This is a genomic window from Niveispirillum sp. SYP-B3756 (genome assembly GCF_009495745.1).
In the GTDB taxonomy this organism is placed as follows: domain Bacteria; phylum Pseudomonadota; class Alphaproteobacteria; order Azospirillales; family Azospirillaceae; genus Niveispirillum.
Map to the genome: position 1 here is coordinate 55,867 of NZ_WIDQ01000003.1, position 16,120 is coordinate 71,986.

Annotated in this window: 14 protein-coding genes; 7 read left to right on the top strand and 7 right to left on the bottom strand. The window is 60.9% G+C overall.

What is annotated here, in order from left to right; genetic code table 11:
• Together uvrA and GE253_RS07315 are read right to left on the bottom strand one after the other, a co-directional pair.
• Positions 1–2,883, bottom strand: coding sequence for an excinuclease ABC subunit UvrA (gene uvrA, locus GE253_RS07310; RefSeq protein WP_153203492.1), 2,883 nt, complete (start codon positions 2,881–2,883; stop codon positions 1–3).
• 108 nt (positions 2,884–2,991) lie between these two features.
• A complete protein-coding gene (locus tag GE253_RS07315; protein WP_153203493.1) occupies positions 2,992–3,372 on the bottom strand; it encodes an MmcQ/YjbR family DNA-binding protein in 381 nt (126 codons plus the stop codon).
• 200 nt (positions 3,373–3,572) lie between these two features.
• Here GE253_RS07315 and ssb point away from each other — a divergent pair, with 200 nt between their 5' ends.
• The 5 genes from ssb to GE253_RS07340 all read left to right on the top strand — a co-directional run bounded on the left by ssb (position 3,573) and on the right by GE253_RS07340 (position 8,327).
• Positions 3,573–4,148 (top strand): single-stranded DNA-binding protein, encoded by a 576-nt coding sequence (gene ssb, locus GE253_RS07320; protein WP_153203494.1) that lies wholly within the window; start codon positions 3,573–3,575, stop codon positions 4,146–4,148.
• Positions 4,149–4,361: 213 nt separating this feature from the next.
• Entirely contained in the window at positions 4,362–5,210 is an 849-nt protein-coding gene (locus tag GE253_RS07325) for an FkbM family methyltransferase (RefSeq protein WP_153203495.1), read from the top strand.
• A 169-nt stretch (positions 5,211–5,379) separates the two neighbouring features.
• Positions 5,380–6,534 carry a polyamine ABC transporter ATP-binding protein gene (potA, locus tag GE253_RS07330; protein ID WP_153203496.1) on the top strand — a complete coding sequence of 385 codons (1,155 nt, stop codon included), beginning with the start codon at positions 5,380–5,382 and terminating at the stop codon, positions 6,532–6,534.
• Positions 6,535–6,549: 15 nt separating this feature from the next.
• Positions 6,550–7,494 (top strand): ABC transporter permease subunit, encoded by a 945-nt coding sequence (locus GE253_RS07335; RefSeq protein WP_153203497.1) that lies wholly within the window; start codon positions 6,550–6,552, stop codon positions 7,492–7,494.
• On the top strand, positions 7,494–8,327 hold the full coding sequence (locus GE253_RS07340; RefSeq protein WP_153203498.1) for an ABC transporter permease subunit: 834 nt from the start codon (positions 7,494–7,496) through the stop codon (positions 8,325–8,327). The genes GE253_RS07335 and GE253_RS07340 overlap by 1 nt, the downstream gene beginning before the upstream one ends.
• 230 nt (positions 8,328–8,557) lie before the next feature.
• Here the strand turns inward: GE253_RS07340 and sppA are convergent, their stop codons facing one another.
• Complete coding sequence (gene sppA, locus GE253_RS07345; RefSeq protein ID WP_173012543.1) at positions 8,558–10,411, bottom strand: signal peptide peptidase SppA; 1,854 nt, start codon at positions 10,409–10,411, stop codon at positions 8,558–8,560.
• Between the two features lie 178 nt (positions 10,412–10,589).
• On the opposite strand from sppA, the gene pabB reads away from it, so the two are divergent.
• On the top strand, positions 10,590–12,062 hold the full coding sequence (gene pabB, locus GE253_RS07350; protein WP_153203500.1) for an aminodeoxychorismate synthase component I: 1,473 nt from the start codon (positions 10,590–10,592) through the stop codon (positions 12,060–12,062).
• A complete protein-coding gene (locus tag GE253_RS07355) occupies positions 12,059–12,805 on the top strand; it encodes an aminotransferase class IV (protein WP_153203501.1) in 747 nt (248 codons plus the stop codon). Before pabB ends, GE253_RS07355 begins: the two co-directional genes overlap by 4 nt.
• 8 nt (positions 12,806–12,813) lie before the next feature.
• Here the strand turns inward: GE253_RS07355 and GE253_RS07360 are convergent, their stop codons facing one another.
• From GE253_RS07360 to GE253_RS26490, 4 genes are all read right to left on the bottom strand, one after another.
• Positions 12,814–14,838 carry an EAL domain-containing protein gene (locus GE253_RS07360; protein ID WP_153203502.1) on the bottom strand — a complete coding sequence of 675 codons (2,025 nt, stop codon included), beginning with the start codon at positions 14,836–14,838 and terminating at the stop codon, positions 12,814–12,816.
• A gap of 267 nt (positions 14,839–15,105) precedes the next feature.
• Positions 15,106–15,300 (bottom strand): hypothetical protein, encoded by a 195-nt coding sequence (locus GE253_RS07365; RefSeq protein WP_153203503.1) that lies wholly within the window; start codon positions 15,298–15,300, stop codon positions 15,106–15,108.
• 24 nt (positions 15,301–15,324) lie between these two features.
• Positions 15,325–15,666, bottom strand: coding sequence for a hypothetical protein (locus GE253_RS07370; RefSeq protein WP_153203504.1), 342 nt, complete (start codon positions 15,664–15,666; stop codon positions 15,325–15,327).
• A 321-nt stretch (positions 15,667–15,987) separates the two neighbouring features.
• The gene (locus tag GE253_RS26490) at positions 15,988–16,119 is read right to left on the bottom strand and encodes a hypothetical protein (RefSeq protein ID WP_282183195.1); all 132 of its coding nucleotides are present in this window, start codon (positions 16,117–16,119) and stop codon (positions 15,988–15,990) included.
• Position 16,120 lies beyond the last annotated feature (1 nt).

Below are 16,120 nucleotides of genomic sequence, written 5' to 3' on the forward strand. Positions count from 1 at the left end.
TTATACTGCCGCCTTCTTGCGCCCCTTGGTCGCCGGCGTTTTGGCAGCCGGGGCCTTGGCCTTCACATAGGGGGCCAGATAATGGCCGGTATGGCTGGTGCCTGACTGGGCCACCTGTTCCGGTGTACCGGCGGCCACCACCTGGCCGCCGCCAGAGCCCCCTTCCGGCCCCATATCGATGATCCAGTCGGCGGTCTTGATGACCTCCAGATTATGTTCGATCACCAGGACCGTATTGCCCTGGTCCACCAGCGTGTGCAGCACCTCCAGCAGTTTGCGCACATCCTCGAAATGCAGGCCTGTGGTCGGCTCATCCAGGATATAGATGGTGCGACCGGTGGAGCGGCGGGCCAGTTCCTTTGCCAGCTTCACGCGCTGCGCCTCCCCCCCGGACAGGGTGGTGGCGGGCTGGCCGATCTTCACATAGCCCAGACCCACCCGGTCCAGCGTTTCCAGCTTGTCGCGGATCGACGGTACGGCGCGGAAGAATTCCGCCCCTTCCTCCACTGTCATGTCCAATGTATCGGCGATGCTTTTGCCCTTGAAGAGTACCTCCAGCGTTTCGCGGTTATAGCGCTTGCCGTGACAGACATCGCAGGTGACATAGACATCGGGCAGGAAGTGCATCTCGATCTTGATGACGCCATCGCCCTGACACGCCTCACACCGCCCGCCCTTGACGTTGAAGCTGAAGCGCCCTGGCCCATAGCCGCGCGCCTTTGATTCCGGCAAGCCGGCATACCAGTCACGGATGGGGGTAAAGCAGCCGGTATAGGTTGCCGGGTTGGATCGCGGGGTGCGGCCGATGGGCGACTGATCGATATCGATCACCTTGTCGACATTTTCCAACCCATGGATGGCATCATGTTCGCCCGGATGCTCCCGGGCGCCCATCAATTTCTTGGCCAGCGCCTTGTAGAGCGTTTCAATGACAAGCGTAGATTTGCCACCGCCCGAGACGCCGGTGACACAGGTGAAGGTGCCGAGCGGGATGCGGGCGGTGACATCGCGCAGATTGTTGGTACGGCAGCCCACCACCTCCAGGAACTGGCCCGGATGACCGGGGCGGCGTAGCGCCGGCACCTCAATCTGGCGGCGGCCGGAAAGATATTGCGCGGTCAAGCTGGTCGGATGCTGCATCACCTCCGCCGGGCTGCCCTGGGCAATGATGGTGCCGCCATGCACACCGGCCCCCGGCCCCATATCCACCAGATAATCGGCCTCCCGGATGGCATCCTCGTCATGCTCGACGACGATGACGGTATTGCCGATATCGCGCAGGCGCTTCAGCGTGGCCAGCAGCCGGTCATTATCGCGCTGGTGCAGGCCGATGGAAGGTTCGTCCAGCACATAAAGCACACCGGTCAGCCCGGAACCGATCTGTGAGGCCAGCCGGATTCGCTGGCTCTCCCCGCCTGACAGGGTGCCGGACGCGCGGTCGAGCGCCAGATATTCCAGCCCGACATTATTGAGGAAGCCCAGCCGCTCGTTGATTTCCTTCAGGATGCGGGTGGCAATATCGCGTTCCTTCTGTGTCAGATGCGCATCCAGTTCGCCGAACCAATCGCCTGCCTTGCGGATGGACAGGCGGGTGATTTCGGCGATGTTCAGGCCGCGCACTTTCACGGCCAGCGCTTCCGGTTTCAGGCGCGCACCACTGCAAACCTCGCAGGGTTGGGAGGACTGGTACTTGCCCAGTTCTTCCCGAACCAGGGCGCTTTCCGTTTCCTTCCAGCGGCGTTCCAGATTATTGACCACGCCCTCGAACGGCTTCTTGGTCTCATAGGCCCGCATCCCATCATCATAGCGCATGGTGATCGGGGCTTTGCCCGACCCGAACAGCACCGTGTCGCGGACCTCCTTGGGCAACTTCTCCCAGGGAAGGTCGACAGTGCTGTCGAAATGGCGGCAGATGCTTTCCAGGGTCTGCAGGTAATATTGCGAGGTGGAATTGGCCCAGGGGGCGATGGCGCCTTCCCGTAGGCTCAACCGTTCATCCGGCACCACCAGCATCGGGTCGAAATAATGTTTCGACCCCAATCCATCGCAGGCAGGGCAGGCACCGAACGGGTTGTTGAAGCTGAACAGGCGCGGCTCCACCTCCTCGATGGTGAATCCGCTGACCGGGCAGGCGAACTTGGCGGAAAACACCGTGCGTTCGCCGTTATCCGCGTTTTCGGCAAAGATCAGCCCGTCGGACAGTTCCAGCCCGGTTTCAATGGAATCGGCCAAGCGGTTGCCGAGATCGGTCTGCACCTTCAACCGATCGACCACCACCTCGATATCGTGCTTCAGTTTCTTGTCCAGCGCGGGCACATCCTCGATCTCCATCAGCTCGCCATCGATCTTGACGCGCTGGAAACCGCGCTTGCGCAGCTCCGCCAGCTCCTTCTTGAACTCCCCCTTCTTGCCGCGCGCGATGGGGGCCAGCAGGTAAAGCCGTGTGCCCTCCGGCATGGTCAGGATACGGTCCACCATCTGGCTGACCGTCTGGCTTTCGATGGGCAGGCCGGTGACCGGGGAATAGGGGATGCCGATGCGCGCATAAAGCAGACGCATGTAATCATAGATCTCCGTCACCGTGCCGACTGTGGAGCGGGGATTGCGGCTGGTGGTCTTCTGTTCGATGGAGATGGCGGGCGACAGGCCTTCGATGCTGTCGACATCCGGCTTCTGCATCAGCTCCAGGAACTGGCGCGCATAGGCTGACAGGCTTTCCACATAACGCCGCTGGCCTTCGGCATAGATCGTGTCGAAGGCCAGCGAGGATTTGCCGGAACCGGACAGGCCGGTGATGACAACCAGACTGTCGCGCGGCAAATCCACGTCGACATTCTTCAGGTTATGCTCGCGGGCACCACGGACGGAGATATATTTGTTCATGGCGGTCAGTCTGGCTCCAGGCCCGTGGCGTACCGGGCAACGATCAAGGTCAGGCGGAGAAGATAAGGAAGTTGGCCGGCTTGCCAAGGTGCAGCCGCTGCGATGCAGCTAGGCAGTGACGCTGAGTTGGGCCGCCAGCTTCTTCGGCGCCACGGCGCGGTAACTTTCATGCATCCAGTGGATCAGGTGGGCGGCATCCGGTGCCGTGCCCTCCCCATAAATGAAGGTGACCCAGCCGGCCTTGCCCAGCCCATAGCCGGTGGGGCGGGTTTCCGCCATCTCCAGCGCGAAATCGCGGGAAAAGGGCAGTTTCATCGACAGACGCAATGCCCCTTCCTGCTGGTTCAGAAACAGGAAAATCTTACCCCGTACCTTGATGACCCGTTCGCCCCAGGGAAAATCCTCCGCCGCCTCCGGCAGGGCCAAGGCGGCGACAAGCAAGGCGCTTTCCACCTCTGGAAAGGCGGGGGAAGGGGGCGTGCCGGCCATGGTGAAACCTCCGCGCTGGCGGTTGGCATACGATGATGGTCAGGATGCACCCTTCCGCATCGCAATGCAATGTTCTTGTATTGTTCGCCGTTTTCGGTATTTAATCCAGTGGCAATGAACCGGGCTGGTCTTATAGTGTGCGGCACGAACGGCCCTGCTCATGCGGGGCCTGATCCTATTTTTTTGCGAAAGAGCGACACATGGCGGGCAGCGTCAACAAGGTCATCCTGATCGGCAATCTCGGTAAAGATCCGGAGGTCCGTTCCCTGCAGAATGGCGGCAAGGTCTGTACCCTGCGCATCGCCACGTCGGAAACCTGGAAGGACCGTGCCACCGGCGAACGACAGGAACGCACCCAGTGGCACAGCGTCGTCATTTTCAATGAGAACCTGACCGGCATTGCCGAGCGTTACCTGCGCAAGGGCAGCAAGGTTTATGTCGAAGGCCAGCTGGAAACCCGCAAATGGCAGGACCAGCAGGGGCAGGAGCGTTACACGACGGAAGTGGTTCTGCGCCAGTTCCGCGGCGAACTGACCCTGCTGGATGGCCGTGAAGGTGGCGGTATGGGGGCTGCTGCCGGTGGCGGCGGTTATGAGGACCGTGGCGGCGACTTCGGCGGCGGCGGCGGTGGTGGTTACGAGGATCGCGGCGGTGGCGGTGGCGGTGGCGGCTATGGCGGTGGCAATCGGGGTGGTGCCGCACCGCGAACCGGTGGCGGTGGCGGCAGCAACCGGCCCAGCCCGGCTGCTGATCTGGATGATGAAATTCCGTTCTAAGGCAGATGCTTAGGTTTGCTTGACGCCTGATCTTTTCAGGTCAACACGCATTATCCGTCGAATTCTGTGTGTTGACCTGTAACCGGACCTTTTGACAGGAGGCGTCATGATGATCGCCTCCTGCCGAATTAGTTATATTTTTCAGTTGTGCTTGCTTTGGTTTTCAGGCTCTGGCACCCAGGAAGCTTGCGACACCTTGTCCGGAGGAAGACAATGCAGGCGACAGGCACTTTTAATGAACTGGCTGGCATCGACCTTCGGATTAAGGTTGTTGATATCGGTGCCAATCCGATCGACGGTCGTCCCCCTTATATGAGCATGTTGCAAAAGGGGGAGGCGGAGGTCGTTGGTTTTGAGCCCAACCCCGCAGCACTGAGCACCTTGAACGAACTTAAGGGGCCTTACGAGACCTATCTTCCCAACGCGGTTGGGGATGGTGACCGTCACACATTGCGGATTTGCCGCGCTCCAGGCATGACCTCCTTGCTTGCACCAGATCCTGCCATTCTGGGGCTGTTTCATGGTTTCCCCGCATGGGGGGAGGTGCTGGCCGAGGAGGAGGTGGAAACCGTTCGGCTTGATGATATCGCCATCACTGAAGGGATCGATATGATCAAGATCGATATCCAGGGTGGTGAACTCATGGTGCTGCGTAACGCGGTGGAGCGTCTACGGACGGTCAGCGTGATTCAGACGGAAGTTGAGTTCCTGCCATTGTACAAAGGGCAGCCGCTGTTCAGCGAAGTTGAAATGTTTTTGCGTTCCCAAGGGTTCATTTTTCACCGATTTTTCCCAATCAATAGTCGGGTTTTGCAGCCCATGGTTGTTGATGGGTTGGTTTATAGTGGAATGAGTCAGCAGGTTTGGGCTGATGGTATTTTTGTTCGTGATTTTACTAAGTTGGATGATTATACGGATCGCCATTTGTTGGCGGCTGCTTCCATTGTCCATAATTGTTACCAATCGTTTGATTTATCGCTGCGCCTTTTGATTGAATATGATCGACGTCATGGTACGGCGTTTGCGTCGAGTTATTTCAGTAAGTTAACGCCCTCTTCCTGATAGCGGGAAGGGGCGTGCTTCCTGTAAGGCAATGCACAAATTTTGCTGAAGCATGTAGCGGCGCTATGGTTTCGCAACGCAACCTGTGTAAACTCGTTCCTGCTTCGGCAAGCCTTAATTCCTCAGTCCATTTCCTTCCCCGTTAACCGAACAGGGACAGAGTCAAAACATGGCCACTGCGCAGCCCTCACGGACTCAGACGAGGTTGGAACCTTGGCGGGATCCGGATGAGAAGCCTTATGTCCGCATTGAGAAAGTCACAAAAAAATTCGGTGACTTCACCGCTGTGGATGACGTGTCCCTCTCGATCTATCGGGGGGAGTTCTTCTCCTTGCTGGGGGGGTCGGGGTCAGGCAAGACGACATTGCTGCGTATGCTTGCGGGGTTCGAACGCCCGACCGAAGGCAAGATTTTCATTGATGGAATCGATATGTCCAACGTGCCGCCTTATGAGCGGCCAGTGAACATGATGTTCCAATCCTACGCGCTGTTTCCCCATATGACGGTCGAAAGCAACATCGCCTTCGGTCTGCATCAGGATAAGGTGGGCAAGGCGGAGATCAAGGAGCGGGTGGCTGATGCGTTGAACCTTGTTCAACTTTCCCAGTTTGGTAAACGCAAGCCACACCAGCTGTCCGGCGGCCAGCGCCAGCGCGTGGCTCTGGCCCGCGCGCTGGTGAAGCGGCCCAAGCTGCTGCTGCTGGACGAGCCGCTGGGTGCCCTGGACAAGAAACTGCGTGAGCAGACTCAGTTCGAACTGGTGAACATCCAGGAAAAGGTGGGCATCACCTTCATCGTGGTTACCCATGACCAGGAAGAGGCGATGACGATGTCGTCCCGCATCGCGGTGATGAATAGGGGTTACATTGCCCAGATCGGCACGCCGACGGAAATCTATGAGTATCCCAACAGCCGCTTCACGGCGGAGTTCATCGGTTCGGTCAATATGTTCCATGGCCGTATCATGGAATCGGAGCCGGATCATTCGCTGATCCGCTCTGATGAGGCCGATTGCGACCTTTATGTCAGTCATCCGGGTCACGTTGCGCCGGGTACGGAGTGCTGGGTCGCCGTGCGGCCGGAGAAGATAGCCATCACCAAGGAGGGACCAGCCACCGAGGGCGGGCGCAATCAGGCGATGGGGACAGTGAAGGAAATCGCCTATCTGGGCGATGTCTCCATCTATGAGATCGAATTGGACACCGGCAAACGCGTGCGGGTAACGGCTCCTATGGTGACGCGTCGCACGGAAATGCCCATCACATGGGAAGACCGGGTTTATCTTAGCTGGCGACCCTTCGCCGGCAGTGTGCTGACCAGCTGAGCGGAGGGCCCTCGCATGGCGGAGATCACCCAGAGCGAAATGCGGCATACCGGTTTCCTGGGCCTTTTGCAGCGCTTTGGCCTGTCCGGCCGGGCGTTGGTGATGGCGGTACCCTACGCTTGGCTGCTGCTGTTCTTCCTGATTCCGTTTCTTATTGTGCTGAAGATCGCTCTGGCTGAAAGCCAGATGGCGATCCCGCCTTTCACCGCTTTGGTGGAGATGACGGAAGAGCTGAAATACCAGATCACCGTAACCTTCTATAATTTCCACAGCATGGTTACGGATGATCTCTACATCATCGCCTACCTGAACAGCGTGAAGATCGCTTTTATTTCCACTCTCTGCTGTCTGGTATTGGGCTATCCGGTCGCCTATGCCATCGCTAAGGCTGATCCGAAATGGCGGGCACCGCTGTTGATGTTGATCATCCTGCCCTTCTGGACCAGTTTCCTGATCCGCGTTTATGCCTGGATCGGCATTCTGTCCAATAATGGTGTGCTTAACAATGTGCTGATGTGGTTGGGCATTATCGATCAGCCTTTGCAGATTCTATACACGCCGACGGCGACTTACATCGGTATTACCTATTCCTATCTGCCTTTCATGATCCTGCCGCTCTATTCGACACTCGAGCGGCTTGACAATACCCTGTTGGAGGCAGCGGCAGATCTTGGCTGTCCGCCTTGGAAAGCCTTCCTGACCATTACGCTGCCTTTATCTGTGCCCGGCATGATTGCCGGTGCTTTGCTGGTTTTCATTCCGGCGATGGGTGAGTTCGTTATTCCCGAGTTGCTGGGGGGGCCGGATACGCTGATGATCGGCCGCACCTTGTGGACAGAATTTTTCAATAACCGTGACTGGCCGCTGGCCTCTGCTGTCGCGGTGGCGTTGCTGCTGTTTCTTGTGGTCCCGATCATGCTGTTCCAGAATGTGCAGGGCAAACAGGGGGGGCATCCATAATGCCGAAATCCTGGTTCTTGCGGGCTGGCCTGCTGACGGGTCTGCTGTTTCTTTACATCCCGATAGCCCTGCTGATCGTGCTGTCGTTCAATGACAACCGATCCGTTTCGGTGTGGAGCGAGTTTTCTTTCCGCTGGTATGGGGAATTACTGCGGGACGATCAATTGCTGTCGGCGGCTTGGCTGTCCATACGGGTTGCCTTCATTTCCGCCAGCTTCGCCGTGGTGTTGGGTACAATGGCCGGGATGATGCTGGCGCGGTTCGGCATGTTCAAGGGACGCGCCTTTTTCTCCGGCATGGTGTCGGCGCCGTTGGTAATGCCGGAAGTGATCATGGGTTTGGCTATGCTGCTGCTGTTTGTCAGCATGGAGCAGATGTTCGGTTGGCCGGAAGGCCGCGGGATGCTGACCATCATCCTGGCCCATATCACCTTCACCATGTCTTTTGTCACGGTGGTGGTGCAGTCGCGGCTGGTGTCGATGGATGCCAGCCTGGAGGAAGCGGCCATGGATTTGGGCGCCCGGCCGGCCAAGGTGTTTTTCGTCATCACCCTGCCGCTGATCGCACCGGCCATTGTTTCCGGCTGGTTGCTGGCTTTCACCCTGTCTCTGGATGATCTGGTGATTACCAGCTTCGTCTCCGGCCCCGGTTCCACCACCTTGCCGCAGATCGTGTTTTCCAGCGTACGCCTGGGCCTCAGCCCCAAGGTCAATGCGCTGGCCACCATTGTGGTGGCGATTGTGGCCATAGGGATCATTGCTGCCGGCATCTATAATGCCCAACAGGAAAAGCAGCGTCGCAGGGATGAGCAGATGGCCCAACAAGGCAGTTAACGATTGAAGCTGTTAAAAAGGGCGAACCCGTCGCCGGGGCCGCCCTTTTTCCTGTGCCGTGATCAGGGGAGTTATACCAAGCTGCAATGAGTTCAACCCATTGCAGCTTGGTTCAGTGGTGACTGCTCCCGTGCGGCAAATGCCGTGTGAAGCCAATCCAACGGATGTTGGCGCCGGCGTTTGAGGACGTTGATCAGAACCTATAGGTTCTGATCAACGCGCGTGAGTATTTACAGCCCCTGCGTCGCCATGGCTGGCATCATGATGGTGTTCTCTTCCCCGCTGCGCAGGATGGGCAGCAGGGGGGACAGCACGGGCCGCACATCGGCCAGCGCATCGGCGGCCATGCGGGCGCTGACGGCGGCACGCAGGTCGCCCACGCTGATCTCACCCGACATCAGCTTCATCACCATTTCCCATGGGCTGCGCTGGGCCGGGTAATTGATCAGGAACAGGCGCTGATCCTCGCTCACGCCCAGCGCCTCGCGCACCAGCTTGATCGCCACCTGATAGCCGCCCAGTGCATCCACCAGCCCCAGTTCCTTGGCCTGCCGTCCGGTATAGACGCGGCCTTTGGCAATTTCCCGCACCTTTTCCAGCGGCAGCTTGCGCCCTTCAGCCACACCGCTGGTGAAGGCGCCATATGTGGCATCCAGGAAGCTGTTCAGCTTGGCATCTTGTTCCGGGCTGAAAGGCGCATTGGACGACCACATGCCGGCATTGGCCCCGCGGCTGAACGGGGCAAAGCTGACGCCTACCATGTCAGTCAGGCCCTTGGTCACCATCTTGCCGGCAACCACGCCGATGGAGCCGGTGATGGTGGCCGGCTGGGCGACGATCTTGTCCGCCCCCATCGACACCCAATAGCCCCCGGACGCAGCAACGGCCCCCATGGAGACAATGACCGGCTTACCGGCGGCCTTGGCCTGCAGCACCTTGCGGCGCACCACTTCGGACGCCACGGCGCTGCCGCCGGGGCTGTTGACGCGGAACAGGATTGCCTTCACCTGCTCATTCTCAATCGCCTCGTCAAAGGCGGCGGCGATGGTGGTGGCGCCAAAGCTTTGCGATCCGGACAGCGGGTCGACATTGGACTCCCCGCGCATGATAGCGCCTTCACCCACGATCACTGCCACCATGGGGTTATTGTCAGTGGGCAGCTTGACCTTGTTGGCCGCGCCGGCAATCTTGGCATAATCCAGCACCGACACCAGTTGGGCCACGCCGTCGCCCTTGGGGGCCTTCAGCGGCTGGTCGGCCGGGGGCGGCACCTGGCCGCTGGCCTTCAGCAGGGCCCAGGCCACCGCCTCATCCCAATAGGCCAGCCGGTCGACCAGCTTGGCCTCCAGGGCGGCCTTGTCCAGCAGGGGGGCATTGTCCACCGCCTGACGCACGGCATCCAGCGCCAGCCCGCGATCAGCGGCCACGCCTGCCACCCATTGTTCGTAAAGGTCACCCACCAGCGCATCGGTGGATTCGCGGTTGGCGGCCGAGGGTTCGGTCTCTGTATATTGCTCGGCGAAGGTCTTATATTCCTCGCGTTTACGGAATTCCGGCTGCACCTGCAGCTTGTCCAGCGTGCCGCGGAAGAAGGTCAGTTCCGCCTGCATCCCGGTGATGCCCAGATCGCCCATGGGCTGCAGCCAGATCTGCTCAAAGGCGCTGGCCAGATAATAAGGCTGCATCCCATTGCCCGTTTCACCGAAGCTTTCGGCATGGACGATGGCGAAACGCCCGGTCTTGCGGAAGGCGGCGATGGCGTCGCGCAATTCCTGCGACTGGGCGAAGGGGAAGGCCGGGCTGCCGGTGCGGGCAATGATGCCCTTCACCCTTCCATCCTTGGCGGCATTGTTGAGTGCCATAATCACCTGGCTCAAGGTGGCGCGGCGTTCCCCGATCAGGCCTGAGACCGGATCGTTAGGCGGGGCCTCCGCCAGCGGCTTTTCCAGGTCCAGTTCCAGCACGATATTGCCGGGCAGGGTGGGCGCGCGGTTGGAGAAATGGATAGCGAGCCCGATGAGCAGGCCGGTAACCAGCACACCCAGCAGACCCAGAATGGCGAAAACGCGGACGATGATACGCATGAACCTCATCCAATGGCTTGGGGAAAAACGGGAATGAAACTGCGCCCTGCGTAACAGAGTAGACGGGCGCGTCGTTCGCCGCCAGCGATGAAACCAATTGGTTACGCAACCGGGCAGCCACAAGCATCATTCCCGGATCTTTATTGTCCGCCAGGGCGCGGCCGATTATCGTCCGCCCATGAATGCCGCGACCTCGCCCACCATCCTGCCCCTGCCGCCGCTTGACCCGGCCGCCGCTTTCGCCGCCCTGGCGGGGCAGGATGGGGCCATGCTGCTGGATGGCGGTGCGGCGGACCAGGGGCGGGCGCGTCACAGCGTGATCGCCGCCGATCCCTTCGCCTGGCTGGAGGCGACGGGACGGCTGGTGCACTGTGATGGGCAGGCATTGACGGCGGACCCTTTCACCGCGCTGGAAGAGCTGCTGCACCCGTTTCAACGCCGTGCTGTGGCTGGTCTGCCGCCTTTCCAGGGCGGTGCCGTCGGCCTGCTGGGGTACGAGTTGGGGGGCTGGCTGGAACGGCTGCCAGTGCCACGCAGCCGGGGCCTGGACCTGCCGGATATGGCCTTCGGGCTTTATGATACGGTGGCCCTGTTTGATCACCAGAGCGGGCAGGCCTGGGTGGTTTCGGGCGGGGAGCGGGAAACGGATGCCGCGCGCCGGCCTGCCATGGCCCGTGCGCTGGCGGAAGGGCTGCGCGACCGGCTGCTGGCGGCCCCTGCCGTGACGCCGCTGCCGGGGCCGATCCTGCAACCTCCCGGCTGGCAGGCGGAATTCGCCCCGGCCACCTATCGCGCCGCCATTGCCCGGATTCTGGATTATATCGCCGCGGGTGACATCTATCAGGCGAACATGACCCAGCGCTTCCTGGGGCGTCTGGTACCGGGGGCCGGTGCCTGGGATGCCTATTGTGCGCTGCGGCCGCGTACGGCGGCCCCGTTTTCGGCCTTCCTTAATCTGGGCCGGGGCCGGGCCGTGGCGTCCGGGTCGCCGGAACGGTTCCTGGCGCTGGATGCCGGGGGCCGCATGGAGACGCGGCCCATCAAGGGCACCCGCCCGCGCCATGCCGACCCGGTACAGGATGCGGCATTGGCCGCTGAACTGATGGCCAGTGAAAAGGACCGGGCGGAAAACCTGATGATTGTCGATCTGCTGCGCAATGACCTGTCGCGCGTAGCGGAAATCGGCAGTGTCGCCGTGCCCAGCCTGTGGGGGCTGGAAAGCTATCGCACTGTCCATCACCTGACCTCTGTGGTGACGGCTCAGCTGCGGCCGGGCCTGGGGCCGATTGACCTGTTGCGGGCTGCCTTTCCCGGTGGTTCCATCACCGGAGCGCCGAAAATCCGCGCCATGGAGATCATTCATGAGCTGGAGCCGGCGCGGCGCGGTGCCTATTGCGGCTCGGTTGCCTGGATTGGCTGGGATGGGGCGATGGATAGTTCCATCATCATCCGCACGGCTGCCGTGGCGGGCGATCTGATCCAGGTGCAGGCCGGCGGCGGCATTGTGGCCGATAGCGACCCGGAAGCGGAATATCAGGAAAGCCTGACCAAGGCGCGTGCCCTGCTGACCGCCCTTGATCCCGGCATGGTCTGGCCGCCCGCCAGCGGGCTGGCCGCGCTGGGGAACAGGAATGCGGGGGAGGCGGCATGAGCAGCATCTGGCTGAACGGCGAATTTCTGCCGGCGGACAAGCCGGCTCTGTTGGCCAGTGACCGGGGGCTGACCCTGGGGGACGGGCTGTTTGAAACAATCGCCGTGAAGGCAGGTGCCCCGCTGCGGCTGGAGGCGCATTTTCAGCGATTGCGGTCGGGAGCGGATTTTCTGGGGCTCAGCGTGCCACTGGCCGACAATGTGCTGGCCGATGCGGTGGCGGGCATTGCCGGGGCCAACGGTCTGCCTGATGCGGCGGTGCGCCTGACATTGACCGCAGGCCCGGCCCCGCGTGGCCTGCCGCGCTCGGCAACCTTGGCCCCCACCCTGCTGCTGACGGTGGGGCCCTTGCCGGGTGATTTGCCGCCGGCACGGCTGATCATCGCCACCCGAACCTGCCGCAATGAACATTCGCCCCTGTCGCGTCTGAAAACGTTGAACTACCTGGACAGCATCGTCGCCCGGAATGAGGCGCAGGCGCGTGGGGCCGATGATGCTATTTTGTTGAACAGCCGGGGACAGGTGGCGGAGGCCAGTGCCGCCAACCTGTTCGTTCGCCTGGATGGCCATTGGCTGACACCGCCCGTCACTGACGGTGCCTTGCCCGGTACCATGCGGGCGGCCTTGCTGAAAGCCTGGGGGGCGGGGGAACGCAGCCTGTTGCCGGTCGATCTGGACCGGGCGGAGGAGATGGTGCTGACCACCGCCCTGGGCATCCGGCCGGTCAGTGCCGTATCGGGGTGACCTCCCCGCTATCCGACGGCTTTCACCCGGTCCGCCAGGAAACGGGGTTCGAAAGTACTGGCGGGCACAGGCGGGGAGACCAGAAAACCCTGCAGGGTCTGGCAGTTCATGGCACTCAACCAGGCCCGCTGTTCTTCGGTTTCCACCCCCTCCGCCACAATTTCCAGCCCCAGCCGCAGCCCCAGTTCCAGAATGGTGGCGGCGATGGCGGCATCGCCCGGAACGGTGGCCATCAAAGTGCGGTCGATCTTCAATTCTGTCAGCGGGATACGGCGCAGATAGGAGAGGGAGGAATAGCCGGTGCCGAAATCATCCATGGCGATGCCAACCCCGATCTCCCGCAACCTGTGCAGGGTGACGAAATCACCGCTGGCCTGATTCATCGCCGCTGTTTCGGTGATCTCAAGCGTCAGCAGGGCAGGGGGCAGGCCGCTGAGGGCAAGGGCGGTGCGCACCTTGTCGGCAAAGCCGCTGTCGGCCAACTGACGTGGGCTGACATTCACCGCCATATTCAGATCGCCATGGCGCTGGCGCCACTGTGAGGCCTGACGGCAGGCCTCACGCAGCACCCATTCCCCAATCGGAATGATCAAGCCGGTTTCTTCCGCCACCGGAATGAACTCAGCTGGCGAGATGAAACCTCTTTCGGTACGCCAGCGTAACAAAGCTTCTGCCCCCAGCAGCGACAGATCATGCGGACTCACCTTCGGCTGATAGAACAGCACGAATTCTTCCCGCAGTTCAGCGGCCCGCAAACGGGCTTCAGTCTGCAACCGGTTGATCGCCTTCTCCGACATTTCGGCGGAGAACATCCGCCAGCCAGCGCCGCCGGCGGCTTTGGCAGCATACATGGCAATGTCAGCGGAGCGCAGGAGGCAGGCAGCATCCTCCCCGTCGCCGGGCCAGATGCCGATGCCGATGGAGGCGCTGATCTGAAGTTGCTCGCTGTCAATTTCCAGCGGTTTGGCGATCGCCATCAGGATACGGTCGGCCACCTGGATCGCCTCTTTCGGTTCCCGCACCTCTTCCACGATCACCAGAAATTCGTCCCCGCCCAGGCGGCCGACCGTGTCGGACCCCCGCAGCATGTGGGACAGCCGTTGGGCGGCGGCCCGCAGCAATTTATCGCCAGCCTCGTGGCCCAGACTGTCATTGATGGTCTTGAACCGGTCCAGATCCAGGAAAAGCACGGCAATGCCGCCAGCACCCCGCCGGGCGCGTGACAGGGCATGGTCCAGCCGTTCTTGCAGCAATGCCCGGTTGGGCAGGCCTGTCAGCGGGTCGCGCGTTGCCAGCTGGCGCAACTGGTCCTGGGAATTGTCCAGTCTTTCCAAGGTCTCATTGATCCGCTGTGTCAGCCGTCCCAACTCGTCCTGCTCATGCCCGGGCGGCAGCGGCAGGCGTTTATAGCCACGGCCCCCACTGTCCAACGCGGCAATATGCTGTTCCAGCGCCAGCAGGGGGCGGGTCAGGAAACGGTGAAAGACCAGGGTCAGGGCCAGCCCCAGCAACAGGTTGCGCAACAGTCCGCTCAGCAGGGTAGACGTTACGAAGGCGATATAATCGGCGGACAACCGGCTCATGTCGAAATGGATACGCAGCACGCCAATGGGCGGCCTGCTATGGCCATCGGCTTGCGGGCGGTACAGCAACCGGTCGCTGACCCGCAGATCGTCAAAAACCAGCCGGCCCATCGGATTGATGCCGTCCTGTTCCGCCCCTTTGTGGCGAAAGCGCTGCCACAGCGGCTGTTCCGGTGTCAGCAGGATTTCCAGCCCGTCAATGGCGCCGATGGACAGGGCAGAAAGGCCAATCTGTTCGGCCAGCCCTTCATCCACATTCCAGGCCGCCGTGGCGGCACCGCCTTCCAGCAGATCCAGCATCTGGCTGGACAGTTCCGCTGCTTTGCCGCGTTCGCGCCAGGTGGCCCAGGCCACTTCCAATATTGACAGCGACAGGCCGATCAGGCAGGCGGCCAGCACAGCCCGTGCCGCCTGCCGTGCTGCCAGTGATTTGGCCAAAGTGCCACGCATCCTTGCCAGTTCCGGATATTGCCGAAATGTTGAGCGCCATTAACCCGTCCATCCCGCGCGACAGGTGATTTCAGACGAAATCACGATGCACAGAGGGCAGGCGTATGGGCGGCGAACGATAATGAACCAAAACCATGACGCCAAAAATATAGCCGGTTGTATAGGAAATACTTTTGGTAGAGATCAAAATGTGAAAAGGGGCCGCCTTTTCAGGCGACCCTTTCCAAGGTCACCGCCCCAGCGGGGCGTTTGCCAGAAAATCGCGCTTCAGCTGGCGGTCTTCAGCTTGCGGAAGCTGGCCCACAGCGGCGTGGGGTTCTTGTCCAGATCGAAGGCCCGGGCCTTGTTCGGGTCCAGGCCCTGGCGTACGCATTCCAGCGTAAACATGTTTGTGTTTGCCGGGTCCAGGCCATGCTCGCGGCAGGCCGTATCGAAGCTCTTCTCAAATTCCGCGCTGCTCATTCCATCCACCGTACAAGCGTGTTTTTACCGAAGGGCTGCCGGGTCGACCCACGGCCGCCACTTTCCCTTGCACCCGCGAAAACCGCTGGTCAGAGAACCGGGGAAGCGAAGCTGTTGATCGGCAAGCATGGCACCCTTCATCGACAGAACAATCCTTCCGCCTGTATGTTGCAACGGCGAAGAACGCAAGGCCGCTTTCTCTTGTAAGGGGGTAAAGGGGGTGGGCCGTCCGTTGGGGTCGATTCGCAGCCATATCACCCTGATCGGGAAGAGGGCGATCGCCCTGCCTGCCTTGATTTGAACAATTGGCTGGTTAACGCTGGCTGTTAAGGATTGATGAAGAGCGGTTTCCCGAAAGGCGATCATCAGTATGGGGTATCATCCCTTTACCTTTTGCCCGGCTTGGGGCCATTCTTTCATCATGCATGGGTGGAACCGCCCCTTGTCTGGGGCTGCCCAGCGTGCCGGCCGGGTTTGACGAGAATCGAACCGGTGCCGGAAGTATTGAACCATTCCGCAGGTGTGCCACCATGGGCACCGGGATGATGGTTTGGTTAGGGAACAAGCGTGATGACGGCCATGTGTTCGGCCGCCTGCTTTCCGGTTGCTGAAGATTATCCTTAATAAAGCCTGCTGCCCCTTGCTTCGATAGGGGCAGTCAACAATCTGAGTCAGGTACAGAAGTTTTCACAGCGTGACGAAGGGACATGCGGTGATGTGCTTCCAGAGGGCCAGGGCTGTCGTACCGGGCCGGCGGATTTCCGCCGGAATGGCGATTGCGGGCTTGACGGGCGGCACGAACGGGTGGCGTGCCGCCATC